Here is a 21071-nt window from a genome sequence, read left to right on the forward strand (position 1 = left end):
GGAAAGGAGACTCCAGACTCTGTATCCGTATGGCTACCCGGCAGTTCTGCGCTGTCTGCGCGCTTTGCGGAAGAAGAGCAGCTCATACATGCAAGGCACAATGACCAGCGTAAGCAGCGTCGCTACAGCCAAGCCGCCAATGACGACAATCGCCAGACTTTGGGATACGATATTGGTCGAGGCATGCTCGCCGAATACAAGCGGCAGCATCGCGCATATCGTCGCCAATGCGGTCATCACGATGGGGCGCATACGCGTCGCGGCAGCTTCCACCAGCGCTTCGCGTATCGGCATATCCGCTTCGTTCTGCTTCACCCGGTCGATGAGTACGATCGCATTCGTCACGACGATGCCGATCAGCATCAACGCGCCGAACATCGCCGTGAAGTCGGGAGTCACGCCTGTAGCGAGCAAGCCGGTAACCGCCCCGATCGCCGCCAGCGGCAAGGTCACCATAATGGCCAGCGGCGCACGCAGCGTCTTGAAGGTGAGCACCATGATCAGATAGACAAGTGCGATGGAAATCAAGGCGGTCAATCCCAGATCTGCGAAATCCTCATTCAAGTCAGCCGAAGCTCCGCCCACAGCCACATGAACGCCTTCCGGCAGCGTTAGCCCGTCAACCAGCTTCCCTATATCGTCTCCTGCCACGGACAACTGCTCCGGATCGGCCGTAGCCGTAATCCGAATGTACGGCTTGCCTTCCTTATGGTAGAACAGACTTGGTTCCTCCGTCCGGACGAACTCCCCCAGTTGGGACAGTGCGGTTGGGCCGTCTGCAGTCATAATAGACAACTCTTTCAGCTCCCGCTCGGATACCGGGTCCGCGCTTGGCTGTATGACAACCGGCACGTCTGCACCGTCCAGCGTTACCGCGCCTATCGGGAGTGGGTTCAACAGGCTGTTCAGCTGAATAACCACCTCCTCGCCCCTGGCCTTCTCGGGATCGAGCTTGAAGGAATAGACTGGCTTCAGCGATTGCTGATTGCTTTCAACGGTACGGATGGACTTCAGCTTCCCGATCTGTTCGGTCAGCGTCGAAGCGGTATCCGCCAGAAGCTCCGGATCGTCCCCGGTAACGTCTAACAACAGACTCGTTCCGCCGCCGCCCATCATAATGTCAATTGCGCTTGCTTGCAATTCCGCTCCGTCGTACTTGTCCCGATCCGCCTTCAAATCTTTCATGAATGTCTCTGCATTCACGTCCTCCTTCAAATCAACCAGCATAGTGACAAGTGTCGGAGAAGTAACCGAGCCATAGCGCGCCATATCGGAGCTGTTGCCCATAGTCAGCAGAGCCCACTCCACTCTGTCGTCGCCAAGCATGTAGCGCTCCAGCTCTTCGCCGCCCGCCCTTACGCGCTCAAGCGGCATGTCGCTCGGGTATTGCAAGGTGACGTTGACATGATGCGCGCTGCTGGCATCCATTGCGCCTTTCGGCATGGCGATATAAGCGCCTACGGATGCTGCAAGCAGAATGATGGACAGCGTCAGTGGCAGCCACTTCCGCTCCAGATTCCATCTAACGAACGACGCGAATGCGGCATGCCTCGCATGCTCACGTTCCTTCGTCCCCTTAAGCAGCCACGCACTGAGCACCGGCACGACAGTCAAGGCTACGATCAGCGAAGCTAGCAGAGAATAAGACACGGTCAGCGCGAACGGCAGCAGGAAATCCTGCAGCGAGCCTCTTAGCAGACCCATCGGCAAAAATACGGCCACTGTCACGACCGTGGAAGAAGTAATCGCAGCCGCCACTTCCTTCGTGGCATCCGTCACGAGCCGGATCGAGAACGCTTCCCGCTGCAGCCTTCGGTATATATTCTCGATTACGACGATGCTGTCGTCCACTAGCCGCCCTACCGCAACGGCAACGCCGCCAAGCGTTATCACATTCAGAGAGATGCCGGATAACTGCAGCAGATACAATGTTATGCCAAGCGACAACGGAATAGAGATGATTGTAATGAATGTCGCTTTCAAATTGCGCATAAAGAGCAAGATGACTACAGTCGCAAACAACGCTCCCAGCAGCACCTCGCGCAGCATGCTGTTAACCGACCCCGTAATGGAGTCCGCTGTGCTGATCAGTTGAACGACGTCCACATCGGACCGTTCGCTCTGAAGCTGCCGAATGACCTGCTCGATCTCGCCTCCTACCGCGACAGCATTCGCTTCCGCCGTCTTGGAGACCGTCAGCAGCACTGCGTCCTTCCCGTTCATTCTGCTGGTGCCCTCCTGACCGTTCGACCATTCGACTGCGGCCACATCCGCCAATTCCACCCCCGCGGCAACAGGAAGCTTCCGTAACATTTCCAGGCTTGTCAATTGATCCGTAAGCTTGAAGTGGACCGTCTGTCCGTCGATATTCCGCTCTCCCAATGCGGCGGATACGTCTCTTCCCTGCAGCACGCCAAGCAGCGACTGAAGGGGGATGCCCTTCTCGGCAAGCTTGGCCGAATCCGGAGCGATCGAGAGGATTGGCTTAACAGCGCCGGTTACATTGATCTCGCCCGCCCCATCCACCTCCTTCAATTCACCGGTCACCCGTTCCGTCCACGATGACCGCTCCCCTTCGCTTAAGTCCGGGTCGAACGCCAGCGTAATCCATGAGATCGGAATCATGGTCGTATTCAACTGCAAGACGAACGGCTTCATGACATGCTGGGGCAGCTCGATGCCGGATAACGCCTGTTCAATTTCATTTGTCGCTTCCTTCATATTCGTGCCGGAGCCGAAGTTGACGGTCACTTGCGAGTAGCCGTCGCCGGATGCAGACAGCATCGACGTTTTGCCCGGCATATACATGACAGCCTGCTCCACCCGCTCCGTCACTTGCTGCTCCATCATCTTCGCACTGCTTCCGGGACCGATTGTCGTAATCATCACCTGCGGATTGTCCGCCGGAGGCATAAATTCCATCGGCAGCCTCAAGTAGCTCATCAGTCCCATGGCCAGTGCCATGACGATCATCAGACTTAGAGCCGCCTTGTTTCGAAATGACCATTCCGTAATTTTCCTCATTCGATCTCTCTCCCTGATATCCATCTATTGGTTACACTCAACACTATTCATCTTAAGGGAGATGAGGGAAGGCCATAATCGTCTGAGGACGGTTATTCTCCCCCTTCATTGGGCCGAGGGGAGAATGGGTCTGGGGACGGAGAAGGCTGCTGTGCAGCCGGCAACTGAAAGGAATGCGCATGTTAGCCTTATTTGAGACGAATAAGCATTGTGGCAAATCGATACATATAAAAAAGACCGGCGCTGCAAGTGCAGCGTCGGTTCCGTCCTATCTAATATTTACTGTCGTGCAGCCAACTGCTGTTCGTCCGAATCCACACTGTCCAGCTGGCGGAATCGCATGACCAGCAGCAGCGCCAGCATGCATAGAATGCCGCCCAGCAGGTAAGGCAAGCCCATCTCAACTGTGAACAGCATGGAGCCGAGCAACGGCCCCGCAACCCTTCCCAGGCTGTCCATAGCGGAGCTGAGTCCGGAAGCGGCACCTTGACCCACCTGCGTCTTCTGCGTAATAAGCGATGTGACGCAAGGGCGGATAAGTGCATTCCCGATGCCGAATACGACGAGCGACAGAATGGTCCACGAGAGGGAATGCGCGAACAAGAGCAAGAAAAAACCGCCGGCGGACAAGACCAAGCCAAGCGCAATGTAGCGTGGCTCTTCGCCCTTCTTGATTTTGCGTCGCACGAAGCCCCCTTGCACAAGCGCACCGACTATGCCTACGACGAAGAATAGCAAGCCCACTTGCCGCGGCGTTACGTCGAAGCGGTTCATACCGAAAAATTGCAAGGTCGCTTCCATGCCAGCCAGTGTAAACGTAACGAAAAAGGCCAGCACATACAAATACTTGAGCGGTCCCTGGAATGCCTTCCACCGGGATACCTTCTTCCCCGTTCCCGCCTTCCGCTGATGCGGCTCCAGCGATTCCTTCAGCTTGACCACAGCGAACAGGAACGTGATGAACGACAACACTGCCGCCGTAAAGAACGGCGTCTCATTGGATACATCACTGAGCAAGCCGCCGAAGCCCGGTCCGAACGTGAAGCCCAGCCCGATCGACATCCCGACAAGCCCCATGCCCTTCGTCCGCTTCTCCGGAGGCGTAATATCCGCCACATACGCAACGATGACGGATGCGACGGCTCCCGAGAAAAGTCCGCCCATCGCTCTGGACAAGTACATAAGCAGCAGGCTTTCACCCGCCAGCCCGAACAGCAGGAAACTGACGGAGAAGCCTACCAGCCCGACCAGCAGGATCGGTCTGCGGCCGATGCGGTCGGACCATCTCCCCCATAGAGGAGACATAATAAAGCCGACTGCCGAATATAAAGCAAGCATTAGCCCGGTATGTATTTCCGCTCCATTCGGGTCCACCGCATGGATAATTTCCGGCATGACCGGGATGATAATTCCGAAGCCTATGAACGTAATCATTAATATGGCCATTACAATTGCCATACGGTTATCTTTCATGCTGCAACCCCTCCACGAAACCTATCGTAACATATTGACGGACCGGCGATGTATGAACAATTATAGAACAAATTCGATGCCGGAATAAAGCCTGTTGCACGCTGACTTCCAAGCGTCAAAAAGTTTCTTGCATTCCCTCGCGTTTTTGTTATACTCTACTTTGTTTGCATATCTAAGAAGGGCAGGGATGACAGAAGATGGACCATAACAAAACTCCGCTGTTTACAGCACTGCGCAAGCATGCGGACCAAAATCCCTTACAGTTCCATATTCCCGGACACAAAAAAGGCAAGGGCAGCGATTCCGAATTCCGCGAATTCATCGGAGACAACGCGCTGTCCATCGATCTCATTAATATAGCGCCGCTGGACGATCTTCACCAGCCTACCGGCGTCATCGAAGAGGCCCAGAAGCTCGCCGCCGATGCGTTCGGTGCCGACTTCACTTACTTCTCCGTTCAAGGGACAAGCGGGGCAATCATGACGATGGTCATGTCGGTCTGCTCTCCGGGCGAGAAGATCATCGTGCCCCGCAACGTGCACAAATCGATCATGTCCGCCATCATATTCGCCGGAGCCCGACCCGTATTCATCTCGCCTGCGCGGGACAGCAACCTGGGCATCGACCACGGCATTACGACCCGCTCCGTGCGAAGAGCGCTGGAGCGGCATCCCGACGCCAAGGCCGTGCTCGTCATCAATCCGACTTATTACGGTATCTGCGCGAACTTGAAGGAAATCGTGGATCTAGTCCACAGCTACGATATTCCCGTGCTGGTCGATGAGGCGCACGGCGTGCTCATCCACTTCCACGACAAGCTTCCGATGTCGGCGATGCAAGCCGGTGCCGATATGGCGGCGACGAGCGTGCACAAGCTGGGCGGCTCCATGACGCAGAGCTCCGTGCTGAATATTCGCAAGGGCAGAATCAACCCGCAGCGCGTACAGACGATTATCAGCATGCTGACGACGACGTCCACCTCGTACATCCTGCTGGCATCGCTGGACACGTCCAGACGCAATCTGGCCATGAACGGATATGCGCTTGCGGAAGAGACGATCACACTGGCGCAGCAAGTGCGCGAGCAGGTGAACCTTATTCCCGGCCTGTACTGCTTCGGAGAAGATATTCTTGGCGGCGAAGCCACTTTCGACTACGATCCGACCAAAATTACGATTCATGTGCGCCATCTCGGCATTACGGGCTACGAGACCGAGAACTGGCTGCGCGACAACTACAATCTGGAAATCGAACTAAGCGACATGTATAACATTCTTTGCTTAGTAACCCCCGGAGATACATCGGATACAACGACAAAATTGGTCGAAGCGCTCAAAGCGCTGTCCGAGCGGTATTATGCAGGCGCAGAATCAAAGGAACTGATTGTGAAAATTCCGGACATTCCCCAGCTCTCCTTGACGCCGCGCGATGCCTTCTACGCCGAGACAGAAGTGATCCCGTTCAAGGAATCAGCAGGACGAATCATTGCCGAATTCATTTACGTCTACCCGCCTGGCATCCCGATTCTACTGCCCGGCGAGGTGATCTCGCAGAGAAACATCGATTATATCGTCGACCATGTCGAAGTTGGCTTGCCGGTGAAGGGTCCTGAAGATCGCAGCATTCAATTCGTGAAAGTCATCGTGGAGGAGACTGCCATCTTCTAACCAATGCCGAAAACCCTTTATTGTCTCGCCTGGAAACTCATGCTAAGATGAGGGTGAGGTGATGGGAGATGAGTCAAAGCGCTTATATCAAGCTCGTACCGGAATCGGCAGCCGAACAGCTGACGCTGGAAGACGTAGAGAAGCAGTTGGAGCAATACCGGCAGCAGACGGCTCTCACGGGGAGGCAGCTAGGTTGGAATTACTCGGAGGCGGCATTTCCCTACGAGGTGAAATCCTCTGGCGATGATCGCTGGTTTTACCTTCAAGGCATCAACTCGCATTACCGACATATTATAATCGGCCTTGGCGATTACGCCAGCGCGGCGGGAGATAACGTTCCATGCATTCAGATGGTGCTGCCGGATGAAGCGACGCACGGCGACAAGGCGAAAGGCAATGAACTAAGCAAATATTTGGCCAAAGCGTGGAAGGCGGAGCTGACGATGTTCAACGGCAGAACCGTCTACTACTACCCCAGGAAATAACGAAAACGGTTTGTAATAACGAAAAGGCTGCCCCGCCAAGATCCCCTTGACGGCAAGCAGCCTTTTTAATCTGGTCTTATTGTTCGTTCTCCGTACGCGCAATCTCCTCGTAAATCGCCGTTACGCGATCCCATTCCGCATCATCCTCGATGCCAACAAGGAATGCTTCGTCGTTCTCTTCTTCAATACGGAAAATAACGCCGTCTTGCTCCGGATCTTGACGATCCAGCAGCACAGCGTACACATTACTTTCCGATTCAAATGTATACACCATAACCATCTCGCGCTCTTCGCCTTCGTCGTTGGTTACGATGAACACATGCTCTTCATGTTCATGATCATGGTCATGCCCGCAGCCGCAATCCGCTCCATGCTGATGCTCGCTCATGAAATCTTACCCCATTTCGCAGTTTTAATCACACTCACACATGTTACCATGTCGCATGCGGGCGGTCAAACGGAGCTCGACAAGTCTGTTACTTCGAATGGATTCTCTTCTCCGAGACTATATGCCACTTGTCATCGCTTGCCGTTCTCATCTGGAATTGAATCGTATAATTGCCTGCCTGATCGAACTTGTATTCGCTTTCCTCCGTTACGAACCAGAAGTTGTCATTGAACGACTTGTCATCCTGGCTCTGCAACAGCTTTTCCTGACCGGACGGATCTTTGATCGTCACTTTAATGGCATTAATCTCCGTCTGCAAATTGTCGACCTGGGCGAAAACTTTTATATTGCCGGGAAATCCTTTGTTGACTGCGCCGAACGGCTTGTCGCCTTCTTTGTTAATATGGTAAACAAACATATGCACATTGGGTTTATGCAGCGAAGCTTCATTCCTCTCGCCGTCCCATTCGACAATCGCGTTCATTGCCGTCGCGAGCTGTCGCAGGGGCAGGTACGTCTTGCCATCCATCAGAACTCCGCCTTCGCCTTGCTTGATGCCGTTCACGAATACCGTTACCTTCTGGGAAGCGGCTTCGGCCGCGAGCATCGTTCCTCCCCAGAGAGTAAGAAGCACGAGCCAGATGGCAACCTTGCGTAATTTCATCCCCATGAATACCCCCCTTCCGCTACTTGTCAGATGTATGGTTATACTCCGACTTAAGCCGAAAGTTGCGATGATTCATTTATGGAATTAATGATTGGCTCCGCTTGCGCCAAGCTTGTCAAACACTGTAGCTTTTTGCGCTTGCCCGGGAAATTAGATTATTGTAAATTTCCCTTCGACCTTGGTAAAGCGCCGTGTAATTTGATAAAGTGAAGGAAGAGAAGCTGCGTATGCAGATATAAGCGACAGGGGGAACACTTATCATGCAAATTACAATGTTAGGGACAGGCAGCGCGTTCGCCAAAAAGTATTACAACAACAATGCGCTGATTGAGGCGGGCGGCTGCCGCTTGCTTGTCGATTGCGGCATTACTCTGCCCACCGCACTGCACAAGGCGGGAATCGAGTTCGGCGACTTGGACGGCGCACTAATCAGCCATATGCACGGCGATCATGTAGGCGGTCTGGAGGAATATGCCTTTCAGATGCTGTTCAAGCATGGCCGCAAGCCGCTCCTCTATATTGCCGACACGTTAGTCGAGCCGTTGTGGGAGCAGACGCTGAGAGGCGGGCTGACGCAAGGCGATCTCACTTCGCTTGAAGACTTCTTCGTGGTGAAGCCGCTTGTGCCGGGGCAAGATTATACGATTGCTCCAGACTTGAAGGTGAAGCTCATACAGACCAAGCACATTCCGAACAAAGACAGCTACTCCTTCCTATTCAACGACTGCTTCTTCTATTCCGCCGATATGAGGTTCAACAAGGAACTGATTATGCAGCTCGTCGAGGAAGGCGTAACAACCATCTATCACGATTGTCAGCTGGAGCCTCCGGGCGTGGTGCATGCTACGCTCGATGAGCTGCTGACGCTCCCCAAAGACATTCAGGACAAAGTGTGGCTCATGCATTACGGCGATGCGATGGAGAATTATCGCGGTCGTACCGGACCAATGCGCATAGTGGAGCAGGGAAAGTCTTATTCCGTTTAAGCCGCATGCCGTGATATGAGAAAGGGCCGCCCCTCAAGCTCCAATTACCGGAGTAAGGGACGGCCTTTTTGTCTGGCCATTATGCAATGCAATCGTCTGAAGGATTAAAAAAGCGGCAGCTGATCCAGATTGTTCGTTGGGTCGCCATCGGCGTCGCCACGTATATACGTTTCGCCGTCTCTTCCTTTAAAAGCGTTCACTCCCGAAATTTGTCCAGCTTGCACTTCCTGCAGCGCCGACTGATAATCCAGCACCCTGCCGGACGAAGTCTTGAATGCCGTCAAGTCGCCGTCGCCGTTTTTTTGCACTGCTACGAACTGTTCTCTCATGTCTTGCATGCCATTCGTCGTATCCACTATTGTGATCCTCCTCATGGATGATGTGATATCTTCGCATATAGCATGCCCCCTGCTTGCGACCCGTTATTCCTTTACTTTTCGCAGCCACACGTTCCGCTCGTCGTAATCCCGGGAATCGCTCTTCACAAATGCGTATATCGATGTGATCAATAGACCAAGCAGTCCGAATAGGCCGGTAAGCCAGATGGCCAGCTCGGCATAAAAGGTTCCCATAAGCAATGCCCTCCCCTTCGCTTTGTACCAACGTATGCGTAAAGGAATAAAAATAGTAGGTCTGAGCGGGCATATAATCGATGATAATGAACAAAAATAGAACGGTTCCCAAAATTCGCATCTCGATCAAGGAGGAATGAAAGATGAACCAATCATTGGACAGCAGCTACGATTGCGCCAACGCCTCAACGGATTTGCCGCAACTGATGGCCCGGCTGGAACTGCTGCAAGCAAGCGGCGGACAAGAACAGAGCGCAAAAGACGAAATCAATCATCTGAACAATCAGATCCGCTTCATTCAAAACAAGTGCGATATCCCAAAAGAAACATAAAATGCAGCATACACAAAAGCCGCGGACTCAGGCCAGTTACGCCCTTCTTCGCGGCTTTTTCTTCTTATGACGGCTGATGGAGGCAGCCTCCGGTGCCACATCTGCATTTTCATTCCTCGCTGCGATGACCGCCCAAAGTGCGACAAGGTCGCCAATGACAACCAAGATCGCTGCGATCAGCGCCAAATCTTCCGCGTTCAATCCTTCCTTGTTGTCAGTGTTGTTTTTGGACATAATCCGTGCAACCTGCCCATCCATAAGTTATGATAGTAGTCTATGCACAACCGCGGATATGGTATGGGCGAAGTGACCGCTATTTTCCGCTCATGCCCGATGCTTCTGCAGCAGGTCCTGCTTCAGCTGCCATACTTCCTCGCTCAAGTCTATGGGATATTTCTCCGGATTCAGCTTTCGCATATATTCCGGCCAGAACAACTCCAGCTGTTCGCGATGATTGGCTCGGATCTCATCCAGCGAAGGGAGCGTATACGCAAGCTCGCCATCCTGGAAGACAGGCTGCAGCAGCGGGTACGCTTTATAATTCTCCACAATCTTCCGCAGATAAGGATGTACGGGATCGAATAGCTTCAGGGGGGTTCCGTCAATAGCTCGCTCATTCTTCAACATCATGTAATCGGCTTCCGCTTTTCCTGTGCTTTTATTAATGATCCGGTACACTTCCTTGACCCCCGGGGTCGTCACCTTCTCCGGATTGGAAGAAATCTTGATGACGGGCTCATACGCTCCATTCTTCTCCCTTGCTGCCAGCTTGTACACACCGCCGAGAGCCGGATGATCCGCAGCCGTAATCAGCTGAGTTCCGACGCCCCAAATATCGATGGCCGCGCCTTGCGCCTTCAAATTGAAAATGATATTCTCGTCAAGATCGTTGGACGCCACGATCTTCACATCGTGCAGACCTGCTTCATCCAGCATCCTGCGCGCCTGCTTCGACAGATAGGCCAGATCGCCGCTATCGAGCCGAATGCCCTTCATCTCCTTGCCGCGATCGCGAAGCGCCAGCCCCGTCGCTATAGCATGCGGTATGCCCTTCCTTAATGTATCGTATGTGTCCACCAGCAAAGTGACGCCGTCCGGCAGACTGTCCGCATATCGATCGAACGCCTCCTGTTCGTCGTCGTGGAACTGTACCCAGGCGTGTGCATGCGTGCCTTTGACCGGAATATCGAATAACATGCCCGCTCTCAGATTCGATGTAGCGTCGAATCCGGCCACATATGCAGCCCGAGCTCCCCATATTGCCGCATCGCCCTCCTGCGCCCGTCTCGTTCCGAACTCCAGAAGCGAGTCATTCCCCGCTACACCTTTAATGCGTGCTGCTTTCGTCGCGATCAACGTCTGGTAATTCACGAAGTTCAGAACGGCCGTCTCGATCAGATGCGCTTGAAATACCGGTGCCTCTACTCGCATGATGGGCTCGCCCGGGAAGACCAGCGTCCCTTCCGGCACTGCGAACAAGTCGCCACTGAACTTGAAAGTTCTCAGCTCCTCCAGGAAGGCCTGCTCGTAAGCTTCCTCTTGTCCGGCCAGATAGGCAAGCTCTTCCTCGCCGAACGACAAGCCTTGTATATAACGGACGACCCTCTCCAGTCCTGCGAACACCGCGAATCCGTTGCCGAACGGCAGCTTGCGGAAGTAGACGTCGAATACGGCGCGATGACCGCCGGTCCCTTGCTTCCAATGTGCATACATCATATTAATCTGGTATTTATCGGTATGTAGCGTCAGATTGTCATAGGTCATTATGTCCACTCCTCGAAGTCTGTCTCCTTATTCTGGCTGCTGCAAGCTCCCATTGCGCCATAAGCGGGCTCCCAGTGTATGCCGGAAATGTCCAAGCGCCCAAACATGTCCCGCCTCGTTGAAGCTTGCCACCGCATCTTCATGAATATGAAGCGAGTACCCATTGTTATAGCCGTCTACTGCAGTATGCAATACGCATATATCGGTGCATACACCGACAAGATGCAGCTCCGTTATCCCTCTTGCCCTGAACCGGATGTCGAGATCCGTGCCGCAAAAAGCGCTGTACCTCGTTTTATCCATCCAATAAATCTCTTCCTCATGGTGCTTGTAAAGGGAATGCAAATCGCCGTACAAGCGCCTTCCCTCTGTCCCCTCGATGTTATGGGGCGGGAACAGCTTCGTCTCAGGGTGATAGGGATCTTCCTCCCGATGCAGATCGACAGCCATCACGACTTCGTCCCCACTTGCCAGGAATTGTTCCACAAGCCGAACGATCGGCTTCTCAATCGCAATCGCCGGATCTCCGCAAGGCAGCTTGCCCGTTACGAAATCATTGGTGTAATCGATGACGATAAGTGCTTTCATAGCTGTCAGCCTCCTTCTTTTCGTATGGATTTCAGCTGTAGATAGAAAGACGGGGAGCATAATCGGTGAACGCATATAGCTGCGCCGCACGCTGTGAGTAGCGATTGGAATGCTTTCGCTCCCCTCTTTCATCGTATACTTCTTCAATAATGCCCTTTCTGCTCTTCGTCGATGTAATTTTTCGAATAAAATTCTGCTCCTGAAAATCCGGCACGACGGTTTGAATGACCTGGTACAGCTCGCTAATGGCAAACTCCTGCGGCAGGAACTGCTTCGCAATTGTTGTGGTCAGCATATTCTCCCTTACTTTGCCCAGCGCATCCCGCAGAATGACGGAATGATCGAATGCAAGCTCCATGCTTAACGCCGCTTCAACCGGGAATAATCGTACATCCGCCGCATCATCTGCGGCTTTCCTGCCCAACAGCTGCTGCTCCTCTACCAGTGCGACAAAGGCGTGGGAGATCATCCACCCTCGGGGATCGCGGCCCGGCTTGCTGTACACATTGAAGTACTCCATATGCACATCCTGCACGCCTGTCTCCTCCAGCAGCTCGCGTCGCGCGCACGACTCCATGCTCTCATCCTCATGACAGAAGCCTCCCGGCAATGCCCAACAGCCTTCGAATGGCCAACTCTTCCTCTGGATTAGCAATACTTGAAGCTCGCGCGCTGGGAGAGCTTTCTTGCCCTGCTCCTTCGATTTGGAGACAATTGTGAATATCACGATATCGCTGGGAGCTCCGTCCGGCGTCCGATAGTTGCTTGCGTCGTACGTGCTCCGGGAAGATGCATCATTCACCCTATCACCCCTTTCAAATCTATCACGTCTATATTATCAATTTGATATTATCATTATGACATAATAAGAGAGATTGTCAACCCTTTCCCGGCCTAACGCTTCAACAAGCGCAGCCCGTTCAGTATAACCAATAAGGTGCTGCCTTCATGACCGATTACACCGAGAGGAAGCGATATGCCCGATGTGAAGTTGGTTATGATCAGAATCGCAATAACGACTGCTGAGAAAATCATATTCTGCCTAATAATGCGACGCGCCCGCTTGCTTAACCGGATCGCATATGCGATTTTGTCAATGCCGTCGTTCATGAGCACCAGATCGGCCGTCTCGAGTGCGGCATCGCTTCCCGCCCCTCCCATGGCAATCCCCACTGTTGCCGTAGCAAGCGCAGGTGTATCATTAACACCGTCGCCGACCATTGCAACATGCCCATAACGCTCCTTCAGTTGTTTGATCAGTTGCAGCTTATGTTCCGGCAGCAGCTCGGCGAACACCTTGTCAATCCCCGCTTCTCGGGCAATCGCATCTGCAGTCCGTTGCTGGTCGCCGGTCAGCATGGCCGCCTTTATGCCCAGCTCCCGTAGAGCGGCTATCGTCCCGGTTGCCTCTGCCCGGATCGTATCCTGCAGCGCAATGATCCCGATGACGGTAACTTCTCGAGCGATGACGATAACCGTCTTTCCTTCTTGTCCCAATCGGTGAATGGCTGACTCTTGCTTCTCTGTCAGGCTATTCCTGTCGAGCAGGGATGGCTTCCCGATCCGCCATAGACAGCCTTGCCATTGCGCCTCCACGCCCCACCCCGTTACCGCTTGCAGAGACTGGGCGCGGTCAGGCTCAATACCCCGTTCCTGAGCGCAGCGGACGATCGCTTTCGCCAAGGGATGCTCCGACAGACTCTCGATGGACGCGGCGGCGTGCAGAACCTCTTTCTCTTCGTAGCCGCCATAACCGATAAGATCTGTTACGGCCGGTCTTCCTTGCGTCAATGTTCCCGTCTTGTCGAAGGCGACCAGCTTGACGTCTGCCAGATGCTCCAGATGGGCTCCGCCCTTGAATAACACCCCTTGTCTCGCACTTCGCGCAATGGCGGACAACATCGCCGGCATGATAGATGCCACGAGGGCGCAAGGAGAGGCTACGACAAGAAACACCATACCTTTATAAAGCGAGTCCAGCCAAGTCCAATCCAGCAGCCAGGGAGGAACGACGATAATGGCCGCGGTGACGATTAGGATGGTTCTGGCATAAATCCGCTCGAACCGTTCCATGAACCGTTGAGATGCCGGCTTCTCGCTCTGAGCCTCTTGCACGAGCGATATAATCTTGGAGAACAGCGTTGACTCGCTTGACCTCGTTACGGTTACGAACAGAGCGCCTTGTCCGTTCATCGTACCTGCGAATACACTGTCTCCGACCTCTTTGTCCACCGGTATCGACTCGCCTGTAATGGTCGCCTCATTGACGGAGGAACTCCCTGTCGTGACGATGCCGTCTGCAGCTATACGCTCGCCGGGTTTGATAACGATAATGTCCCCCTCCACAAGCTGTTCGATCGGCACTGTTTGTTCCTGACCATCCGTATAGCGCACGGCAGATTCCGGCTTCAGTTCCATCAGACGGGATATATCCCGACGGCTGCGTTCCATCGTGTAGCTTTCCAATGCTCCACTCAATGAGAATATAAAGATCAATATGGCCCCTTCCATCCAGTAACCAATACTTGCCGCTCCTACAGCAGCTACCAGCATGAGCATATTAACGTCAAGATCCCGCTCCTGAACTAAGGTACGCAGACCTTCCCTGGCTTTGTAGAAGCCTCCAATTGCGAAGGCAAGCAGATACAGTACGATCGATAGCTCCTCCATGCTCGCTTCCATTCTCCAAGCAAGTACGATGAGTACTCCGCTCGCCAACGCCGCGACACCTTCCAAATTTCTCTTGATCAGCTTGCTGACATGCGATGCCGTCATGATGTCCCACTCCTCTTCATTGATAATGATTCACACTTTTAATGCCCCAAAAATGACACATGCTGCTTCCGTTTCCGGAAGCAGCACGTACTGCGAGACTAGTCTCGCCTTTATTCTTTTGTCCCGCCTCTTGCATTGAGGCAACTTTATAATAATCATTCTAAAACAGAAATAATTAAAAGTAAATGAGAAAAATCACACTTAGCCGTCTATAAGCGTCAACACATCCAAAGGACTGTCCAGCACATGCCGTTCATGAATACCCTCTCTGGTCTTGGCACCCCATAATGCCAGTCCGAAGGCTACCCCCGCGTCACGCGCACACTGGTAATCATAAATTGTATCCCCTATATAAATGGATGTTCGCGGATCGGCTCCCGACAGCTCCAGAAACTTCTGCAGAGGCTCCGGATGGGGCTTGTGAAGCAATGTATCGCTGGCGCATACGACAACGGACAGGTATTCCATCAATCCGAACGGAATGAAGTCGTCCCTTAGCTCCGACTTTGTCTTGGACGTCACGATCCCCGTCCGCACATCACGCCGGTACAGCTGGCCCAGCAGCTCCGGAACGCCTTCGAATATTCGCATGGTGTGTTTGAAGTCCTTCATATGTTCATTCCAGCGCTCGATAGCCGCTTCCACATTATGCGCGCCAAGTCTCGGCAGGACGCTCGCGCCCGGCACTCCTAACACGAAGGCAAGCTCGGCCTGTTCGTAAGATAGCCCGTATTCCAGCTTCAGCATCCGTTGCAACGATCCAAGCACCGCCTTTTCTGTATCGATCAGCGTCCCATCGACATCGAAAATAATCGTCTTGTACATCGTTTCACACCCTTTCAAGGTTTTCCATGATTGTACAACCGATGCGTACAGTGAGAAAGTCCGCATGCTACATTTTACTCTTGCAGTGTGCCCGTCATGATGCGGAAGAAGAAGAATTACGAGTACGCCCGGCACGCATGTGCACAACTCGCATGACCATCTAAATGAAGATGATGCCCACAATAATGCCGATTACGATCATTGCGATTCCGAATATGAGCAGCATTTTTCCCAAGTCCTGCTTGTCGGGGTCGTCGCTAAATGCGAATATCCCTCCTACGATTAATCCTACCAGCGGTATCAGAAAAGTCGCAATGAAGAGCAGAATCATGGAGCAGCCGCAGCCTGTATTGCTCTCCTGCGGATAATAGGCTTTGCCAGTCGTCGGCTTTACGTTCACATTGCCGCAATACTTGCATTTCAACGATTGTGCATCTATCGTTTCACCGCAATGCGAGCAGATTGAGTTTCGAGGCTTGTTTGTTCCGAACAATCTTCTTTTCTCTTCGTTGCTTATTCCCTCCAGCTTGGCATCCTTGAGCGAATAATTGCACACTGTACATTGAAACGCATTTTCCCTGTTAGCTTCGCCGCAGTTACTGCATACTTTTACTGCCATTCAGATCTCCTCCCCGATGAAAAAATCGATCGTTCTATTGGGTGTATGCTGCGAAATCTCACCCTAGTATACCAAAATATTACTGATATGGCTTCTCTACATTTTTTCGCCAAAGATCGATTAACGATTTTTATACAGCCTGCCGATATTGGAAGTAGGGAGGTGTTATTGTGGATATCGCTGCACTATCCGTCGCAATGAATCAGGCTGCCCTGTCGCAAGCTGCCAGCCTGAAGGTAATGAATATGGCGAAAGGCCAAGCGGAACAGCAAGGGCAGAATCTTGTACAGATGATGAACGCCAGTCTCAATCCCAATGTCGGAAAAAACCTCGACATTCGCGTTTAATCGCTCCTCTCCGACAAGCATAAAACCCGCCATTGGCGGGTTTTATTTATAGCTTTGGCGAGTGTGCCGGCTTTATTATGTTCTTGTATGCCGTTCATCTTGTTTTCAAATGGATTCCCACAATTGCTTTACATAGTTAAAGCCGAGCTGAGTGCCCTTGCGACACTCTTCCATCCCTTCAAACTCGATAGAGATGTAGCCATCATCACCGCTCTCCTTTACAATGTTCCGTGATTCTCAACGCTGCTTGTAATGCCGAACGATTTCGCATAATCTGCAATTCGCCGGCAAGCTTCTGCAAGTGTTGGCAGCTGCGCCAGGAAGCTCATGATTGACACATCATTTTGAGAATTGTCTACATCATGACGCATCTGTCTAATCCCAAGCGCCGCACATACGTCAACTTCTGTCTTCACTCTCGCAATTTCTTTCTCCCATTCATCCTCATTCAAGTTAGCGAAGTTCGCGGCAATAGTATAATTGGAGAGTTCGATGCCAACCTCAATAGCCGTACGGCATTCAGGCTATAAGTGCTAACTCCCAGCTTCATTGAATAAATCCCTCTCCTTAACTGCTTCCTTATTCATAAATAAATGTTGCCGTAGCGCTGCAGCTTTGATCGACCGTCACTCGAACCCAATGGGCGTTATATTCATCAGGAAAACGATGTGACTTCGTTACTCCAGCCGCAACCGTCCATGTACCGTAAAGGAGCCAATTGCCACTGGCATGAATATCCACTTCAATTGAAAATTCAACTTCTTGTTCCAGGTTGTGGGAGAACTCGACTGACTTATGCACGTAGCCCAACATCAAGTATGCATCAGAAGGCTCTCCTGCTTGAACAGATGTCTGTTTGAAAGGTCCGCCTACTCCCCGAGGAGTCCCAAAACGTCTGATATCGTCAACATTGCCGAGCCACAACCCGGCTTTGCCATCCTCCGATTTCAAATAGTGGCTGTCTTCTTCGGCATCCAATCGGCAGCCGCTCAGGACGAGCATGCCTCTCCACGATGCAAAATCATAAATTTGGAAGGCATGTGAGCTAATCGGCTGAATCTTCGCCAGGCCACCTGATTCGTCCCGGGGGAGCTCGTAGAACGTTCCATCAATATGCATCAGGCTTCTCTCGGTTACAACTTCTCTAATACAGCGATTCGCGCCTAATTCGCCAAATGAATCTAACCTGTTATCGCATTTCGGCAAGCGAAACCGCCGGCCCGTCTTATCCATCATAATGAAAGAAGCATCATCAACTGTATATTCGGCAACAGGAGCGAATTCATTGCGAAGCCTGCTTTCTTCGATCGCTTTATCGGCTTTTCTTAATACCATATCCTGACCGATTTCATAGTAGCCTTGCTCCTTGATCCGTCCTTCGTTGTCTAACAGGCTTGCGGCTAGCTGCAGGGTTAACTTATCATCTTCAGCAAGACGGATAATGCCGGCCGTTGTATACCCACTATCACCAATCCGTGACAAGCTTTGCACCATTTCCTGCTCTGGACCACTACTGCATGCCGAGGTGTAGTAGAAAAATGCAGTCGCAGCTTGCACATCCTGTTCGACTCGTATACGAACCCATTCTCCCTCTATCTCTTCCGGAATCACATAATACTTATAACCGTTATCACTAACCTTCACGTTGTCAAAGTATTCCCACTCGCCATTGCCCTCTCTATCCATTTCCAATTGGAAAGCAACCTCATGCTTCTCTGTGTGACTCAGATGGAGTACTCTTTTCTTATAACCTGCCAGCAGGAACGGCTCCGAAGAAGCGTTTGCCTTTACCGCCTCCTCCATCCATACGCCTCCCCAGCCAAATGGTTGATGACCATGCTTCAAATTCTCATATTTTTCAAACATTAAATTGGATTGTTGACGGCCCACAATGGCATTGTCAAATCTGGAAGCATCATTGCAAGCCATCACGATACGATCATTCCAAGCGGCGAAATCGACAATCATTTTATGATGCACCGAGAGCGGACGAATACCTGCTGTAGTCATTCTCGAAAATGTAGGCGGAAAAGAAAATGTCTGTCCGAACATATCCATTAACCACTTACCGGCACCAATCTCGCGAATTCGTGGCCATTCTGTAAAATGACCATGATCAGCTTCATGTGTATAGCTGGCTTTCGGCAAGCGGAAGCGCGTCCATTTACCTTCTTCACACAAATTAAGCAATACCGATTTATGATCCCATCCTAGCGCCCACAGGGGCGTTGTATCATCAGGCGATCCATATATATCTCCCGGACCCGTTACATCCGTATATTTATTACGGTCTACCGTTGTCCAATTGTCCCGATTTCCCATATCACCGTTGCCTGTCCATTCGACAAGTCCTCCGCCGTCCCCATTGTTCGTAATTACAAATCTGCCTTGACCGGTATAAGCTCCCTTCGCATGCTTGCCATCCAGCAAGTGAATCGTATCCTCTTGAATGGGCATTGGATCAGGCGCATGTGTTGTAACTTCCAGCGAATGCACATTGACCTCATAAATGCCGCCTTCCATCGTAAAAAAGTAAACTCTATTAACCGGATCTGTAAGATGGCGCGCCACTGCTGTCAATCTGCCCTGCATTTGCTCCGGCGGGACAGTTCTTACAGTACCTGCTGCATTAATGAAATAAAGGCCAATGATGAGCTGATCGGACTCACGGTGAATCATACGATTGGCATGCGTTCCGCCTACACTTTCTGTGTTTATTTCAACTTGCAGGTCCTGATTAAGCGAATACAGCTTGTCCCCGTCACTTCCTTTCCATGAAGAAGCGGGGTAAGTAAGGTACCACAGCTTCCCTGCCCATGGAACGACAGCGCCGATGCCGCTTTCCATTTGTTCCGGCCCGTTCGTTACGGCCAGATGCGGATAAATGCCGCTATAGGAATTCAAGGTACTTCTCTTCAACTGCGTCAATGTTAAGCCCTCCTATTGTTGCTCTATTTTCCAATACCTAAATCTTTAAGCTGCTGCTCTACGGAATCCATCAACGTTTGATAGCCAAATGTTGTCCCGAGTGTTTGCAGAAAATCATCATATTCACTAATAGATCGCTTGCCGTAAACGAATTTTGCCATTTCCTCTTCGATAAATCGCGTAGCGTCTGCCCGGTTGAAATGGTCAGGCGTAAGCGTAAAGGCATCATAGGTCTCTATTCGCGGCGTGGATGCTGCAAATTTGACAACATCTTCTTCATATCCAATGCTTGCAAGATGGGATAAATCGTTCCGGCCGAGGAATTGATAAATAAAAGTCAGTTCAGTCGAATGATCACCCGGCGTCCTCTTCTTGACACCTTCGTCATTTTGTTCCCAGTGCTTTCCTTCCTCGCCTAATGTGACGACTAACTCTCCTTCAGGAGTCGCTACATAATTCAACATCTCGATAATCTTATCCAACTTCTCCGGCTCCTCGGCCAATGAACTGGATAAGCTGAGCAATCCTGGAGTGCTGCCAATATCATTGCTGCCGTCATAGCTGCCTCCCGGACCTGCAGGCGGCGCAATTTGAATCCATTCCGCATGGGGGTCCAAAGCGGTCACCTTCGGTTTGTTAGCAACCGAGGTCAAGTACACGAAGGATACGAAGCTGATGCCGGCTTTTCCTTCATATAACTTATCTGCTGCTTCAGCTCCGCTGTAAGATAATATGTCGGGATCGACAACACCCATGTCCATCATATTTTTAATATAGTTAATAGCGTCAGCCATATGCGGGTCGTACAAGCTATTCGTCAGTTGACCTTCCTTCAAATAAGTTGTACCTGGCATCCCAACACCATGAGCTCCGAATATGGCGCTGAAAGTGAGCAGTCCTGTTCCCGTCACGCCATACGTGTCGTCTTGGTTATTCCCATCCGGATCTAGTTCTGTAAAAGCTTTGGCAACGGCAAGAAACTCATCCAGCGTTTTTGGCACTTCCAGATTCAAATGATCAAGCCAATCTTTACGAATCCATGTCGATGCGTACGTCCCAGACGGTCTTTTCGGAATCGCATATAGTTTTCCATTGACCTGTCCTTTCCGCAGATCCTCTTCACTCAGAACTCCCATTACAGGCTTCAGCTTGTCTAAATAAGGAGTCAGATCCAGAAGCAAGCCTTGATTGACATATTCACTCATGCTCAAACGGTCTACTGTAAATATATCGGGGTAATTGCCCGCTGCTAGCCTCACATTAAACTGGTTCTTGAATTCCGCAGGATCGTTAAACAGTGTCCTTTTGATAGATAAACCTAATTCTTCTCTAAACTTATTCCTTACGTAATCCTTGTCCTCATCAGGTGGAGTTGATCCAGTCACGACCGTCATGTACTCAATATCCACAAGCTTACTGGACGGCGAATCCCCCTTATCGCTTGAGTTAGCATCTTCATGGCCTCCATTGTTGTTCTTCGTTCCCCCGTTTGTACATGCCGACAGCAATGCCAAACAAATGACAACCACCAACCAACCTTTCGCCTTTTGCATACGTTTTCACCCTTTCCTACAACAATTTTAAAATCTACTGACACTATATCATCAGATTTCCTAAACCATCATTCACAT

21 protein-coding genes are annotated in these 21071 nt (G+C 51.6%); 5 read left to right on the plus strand and 16 right to left on the minus strand.

Translation table 11 applies throughout. From position 1 onward, the window contains the following. Positions 1–33: 33 nt before the first annotated feature. Entirely contained in the window at positions 34–3024 is a 2991-nt protein-coding gene (locus M6D81_RS09675) for an efflux RND transporter permease subunit (protein WP_262676666.1), read from the minus strand. Between the two features lie 279 nt (positions 3025–3303). Continuing rightward, positions 3304–4497, minus strand: a complete 1194-nt coding sequence (locus tag M6D81_RS09680) for an MFS transporter (protein WP_262676667.1) — start codon at positions 4495–4497, stop codon at positions 3304–3306. Between the two features lie 197 nt (positions 4498–4694). On the opposite strand from M6D81_RS09680, the gene M6D81_RS09685 reads away from it, so the two are divergent. Beyond that, a complete protein-coding gene (locus tag M6D81_RS09685) occupies positions 4695–6164 on the plus strand; it encodes an aminotransferase class I/II-fold pyridoxal phosphate-dependent enzyme (RefSeq protein WP_262676669.1) in 1470 nt (489 codons plus the stop codon). Positions 6165–6232: 68 nt separating this feature from the next. Next, on the plus strand, positions 6233–6649 hold the full coding sequence (locus M6D81_RS09690) for a DUF1885 family protein (RefSeq protein ID WP_262676670.1): 417 nt from the start codon (positions 6233–6235) through the stop codon (positions 6647–6649). Between the two features lie 76 nt (positions 6650–6725). Here the strand turns inward: M6D81_RS09690 and M6D81_RS09695 are convergent, their stop codons facing one another. Together M6D81_RS09695 and M6D81_RS09700 are read right to left on the minus strand one after the other, a co-directional pair. After that, entirely contained in the window at positions 6726–7037 is a 312-nt protein-coding gene (locus M6D81_RS09695; protein ID WP_262676671.1) for a DUF1292 domain-containing protein, read from the minus strand. A gap of 88 nt (positions 7038–7125) precedes the next feature. Beyond that, entirely contained in the window at positions 7126–7707 is a 582-nt protein-coding gene (locus tag M6D81_RS09700) for a stalk domain-containing protein (protein WP_262676672.1), read from the minus strand. Between the two features lie 257 nt (positions 7708–7964). On the opposite strand from M6D81_RS09700, the gene M6D81_RS09705 reads away from it, so the two are divergent. Next, positions 7965–8690: an MBL fold metallo-hydrolase gene (locus tag M6D81_RS09705; RefSeq protein ID WP_262676673.1), complete on the plus strand. Its 726-nt coding sequence runs from the start codon at positions 7965–7967 to the stop codon at positions 8688–8690. 104 nt (positions 8691–8794) lie between these two features. Here the strand turns inward: M6D81_RS09705 and M6D81_RS09710 are convergent, their stop codons facing one another. Together M6D81_RS09710 and M6D81_RS09715 are read right to left on the minus strand one after the other, a co-directional pair. Continuing rightward, on the minus strand, positions 8795–9028 hold the full coding sequence (locus M6D81_RS09710; RefSeq protein ID WP_262676717.1) for a DUF3892 domain-containing protein: 234 nt from the start codon (positions 9026–9028) through the stop codon (positions 8795–8797). An 84-nt stretch (positions 9029–9112) separates the two neighbouring features. Further along, positions 9113–9262, minus strand: a complete 150-nt coding sequence (locus tag M6D81_RS09715) for a hypothetical protein (protein WP_262676674.1) — start codon at positions 9260–9262, stop codon at positions 9113–9115. Between the two features lie 143 nt (positions 9263–9405). On the opposite strand from M6D81_RS09715, the gene M6D81_RS09720 reads away from it, so the two are divergent. Next, entirely contained in the window at positions 9406–9594 is a 189-nt protein-coding gene (locus M6D81_RS09720) for a DUF2524 domain-containing protein (RefSeq protein ID WP_262676675.1), read from the plus strand. A 36-nt stretch (positions 9595–9630) separates the two neighbouring features. Here M6D81_RS09720 and M6D81_RS09725 read toward each other — a convergent pair whose 3' ends face one another. The 7 genes from M6D81_RS09725 to M6D81_RS09755 form a co-directional block, all read right to left on the minus strand. After that, positions 9631–9828 (minus strand): hypothetical protein, encoded by a 198-nt coding sequence (locus M6D81_RS09725; protein ID WP_262676676.1) that lies wholly within the window; start codon positions 9826–9828, stop codon positions 9631–9633. A gap of 90 nt (positions 9829–9918) precedes the next feature. Continuing rightward, positions 9919–11358 (minus strand): nicotinate phosphoribosyltransferase, encoded by a 1440-nt coding sequence (locus M6D81_RS09730; protein ID WP_262676677.1) that lies wholly within the window; start codon positions 11356–11358, stop codon positions 9919–9921. 27 nt (positions 11359–11385) lie between these two features. Then, positions 11386–11946, minus strand: coding sequence for a cysteine hydrolase family protein (locus M6D81_RS09735; protein ID WP_262676678.1), 561 nt, complete (start codon positions 11944–11946; stop codon positions 11386–11388). Between the two features lie 31 nt (positions 11947–11977). After that, positions 11978–12748: an NUDIX domain-containing protein gene (locus M6D81_RS09740; RefSeq protein ID WP_262676679.1), complete on the minus strand. Its 771-nt coding sequence runs from the start codon at positions 12746–12748 to the stop codon at positions 11978–11980. 92 nt (positions 12749–12840) lie between these two features. Next, positions 12841–14721, minus strand: coding sequence for a heavy metal translocating P-type ATPase (locus tag M6D81_RS09745; RefSeq protein ID WP_262676680.1), 1881 nt, complete (start codon positions 14719–14721; stop codon positions 12841–12843). Between the two features lie 201 nt (positions 14722–14922). Further along, entirely contained in the window at positions 14923–15546 is a 624-nt protein-coding gene (locus M6D81_RS09750) for an HAD family hydrolase (protein ID WP_262676681.1), read from the minus strand. Positions 15547–15706: 160 nt separating this feature from the next. Then, positions 15707–16165, minus strand: coding sequence for a double zinc ribbon domain-containing protein (locus tag M6D81_RS09755; RefSeq protein WP_262676682.1), 459 nt, complete (start codon positions 16163–16165; stop codon positions 15707–15709). A gap of 170 nt (positions 16166–16335) precedes the next feature. Between M6D81_RS09755 and M6D81_RS09760 the strand changes: the two genes are divergently transcribed. Further along, complete coding sequence (locus M6D81_RS09760) at positions 16336–16512, plus strand: YjfB family protein (RefSeq protein ID WP_262676683.1); 177 nt, start codon at positions 16336–16338, stop codon at positions 16510–16512. 218 nt (positions 16513–16730) lie between these two features. Here M6D81_RS09760 and M6D81_RS31680 read toward each other — a convergent pair whose 3' ends face one another. From M6D81_RS31680 to M6D81_RS09775, 3 genes are all read right to left on the minus strand, one after another. Then, on the minus strand, positions 16731–16964 hold the full coding sequence (locus tag M6D81_RS31680) for a TIM barrel protein (RefSeq protein WP_410795713.1): 234 nt from the start codon (positions 16962–16964) through the stop codon (positions 16731–16733). 127 nt (positions 16965–17091) lie between these two features. Continuing rightward, positions 17092–19440, minus strand: a complete 2349-nt coding sequence (locus tag M6D81_RS09770) for a hypothetical protein (RefSeq protein ID WP_262676684.1) — start codon at positions 19438–19440, stop codon at positions 17092–17094. A 23-nt stretch (positions 19441–19463) separates the two neighbouring features. Then, positions 19464–20993 carry an extracellular solute-binding protein gene (locus tag M6D81_RS09775; protein WP_262676685.1) on the minus strand — a complete coding sequence of 510 codons (1530 nt, stop codon included), beginning with the start codon at positions 20991–20993 and terminating at the stop codon, positions 19464–19466. Between the last annotated feature and the right edge of the window lie 78 nt (positions 20994–21071).

It is taken from the genome of Paenibacillus sp. J5C2022 (genome assembly GCF_025567625.1).
GTDB lineage: Bacteria > Bacillota > Bacilli > Paenibacillales > Paenibacillaceae > Pristimantibacillus.

What these genes read in the sequence shown, in the direction of transcription:
- M6D81_RS09695 (WP_262676671.1), bottom strand. Translation starts at nt 7,037, where the DNA reads ATGAGCGAGCATCAGCATGGAGCGGATTGCGGCTGCGGGCATGACCAT.
- M6D81_RS09680 (WP_262676667.1), bottom strand. Translation starts at nt 4,497, where the DNA reads ATGAAAGATAACCGTATGGCAATTGTAATGGCCATATTAATGATTACG.
- M6D81_RS09700 (WP_262676672.1), bottom strand. Translation starts at nt 7,707, where the DNA reads ATGGGGATGAAATTACGCAAGGTTGCCATCTGGCTCGTGCTTCTTACT.
- M6D81_RS09690 (WP_262676670.1), top strand. Translation starts at nt 6,233, where the DNA reads ATGAGTCAAAGCGCTTATATCAAGCTCGTACCGGAATCGGCAGCCGAA.
- M6D81_RS09720 (WP_262676675.1), top strand. Translation starts at nt 9,406, where the DNA reads ATGAACCAATCATTGGACAGCAGCTACGATTGCGCCAACGCCTCAACG.
- M6D81_RS09710 (WP_262676717.1), bottom strand. Translation starts at nt 9,028, where the DNA reads ATGCAAGACATGAGAGAACAGTTCGTAGCAGTGCAAAAAAACGGCGAC.
- M6D81_RS09745 (WP_262676680.1), bottom strand. Translation starts at nt 14,721, where the DNA reads ATGACGGCATCGCATGTCAGCAAGCTGATCAAGAGAAATTTGGAAGGT.
- M6D81_RS09685 (WP_262676669.1), top strand. Translation starts at nt 4,695, where the DNA reads ATGGACCATAACAAAACTCCGCTGTTTACAGCACTGCGCAAGCATGCG.
- M6D81_RS09755 (WP_262676682.1), bottom strand. Translation starts at nt 16,165, where the DNA reads ATGGCAGTAAAAGTATGCAGTAACTGCGGCGAAGCTAACAGGGAAAAT.
- M6D81_RS09725 (WP_262676676.1), bottom strand. Translation starts at nt 9,828, where the DNA reads ATGTCCAAAAACAACACTGACAACAAGGAAGGATTGAACGCGGAAGAT.
- M6D81_RS09775 (WP_262676685.1), bottom strand. Translation starts at nt 20,993, where the DNA reads ATGCAAAAGGCGAAAGGTTGGTTGGTGGTTGTCATTTGTTTGGCATTG.
- M6D81_RS09750 (WP_262676681.1), bottom strand. Translation starts at nt 15,546, where the DNA reads ATGTACAAGACGATTATTTTCGATGTCGATGGGACGCTGATCGATACA.
- M6D81_RS09730 (WP_262676677.1), bottom strand. Translation starts at nt 11,358, where the DNA reads ATGACCTATGACAATCTGACGCTACATACCGATAAATACCAGATTAAT.
- M6D81_RS09735 (WP_262676678.1), bottom strand. Translation starts at nt 11,946, where the DNA reads ATGAAAGCACTTATCGTCATCGATTACACCAATGATTTCGTAACGGGC.
- M6D81_RS09715 (WP_262676674.1), bottom strand. Translation starts at nt 9,262, where the DNA reads ATGGGAACCTTTTATGCCGAGCTGGCCATCTGGCTTACCGGCCTATTC.
- M6D81_RS09705 (WP_262676673.1), top strand. Translation starts at nt 7,965, where the DNA reads ATGCAAATTACAATGTTAGGGACAGGCAGCGCGTTCGCCAAAAAGTAT.
- M6D81_RS09675 (WP_262676666.1), bottom strand. Translation starts at nt 3,024, where the DNA reads ATGAGGAAAATTACGGAATGGTCATTTCGAAACAAGGCGGCTCTAAGT.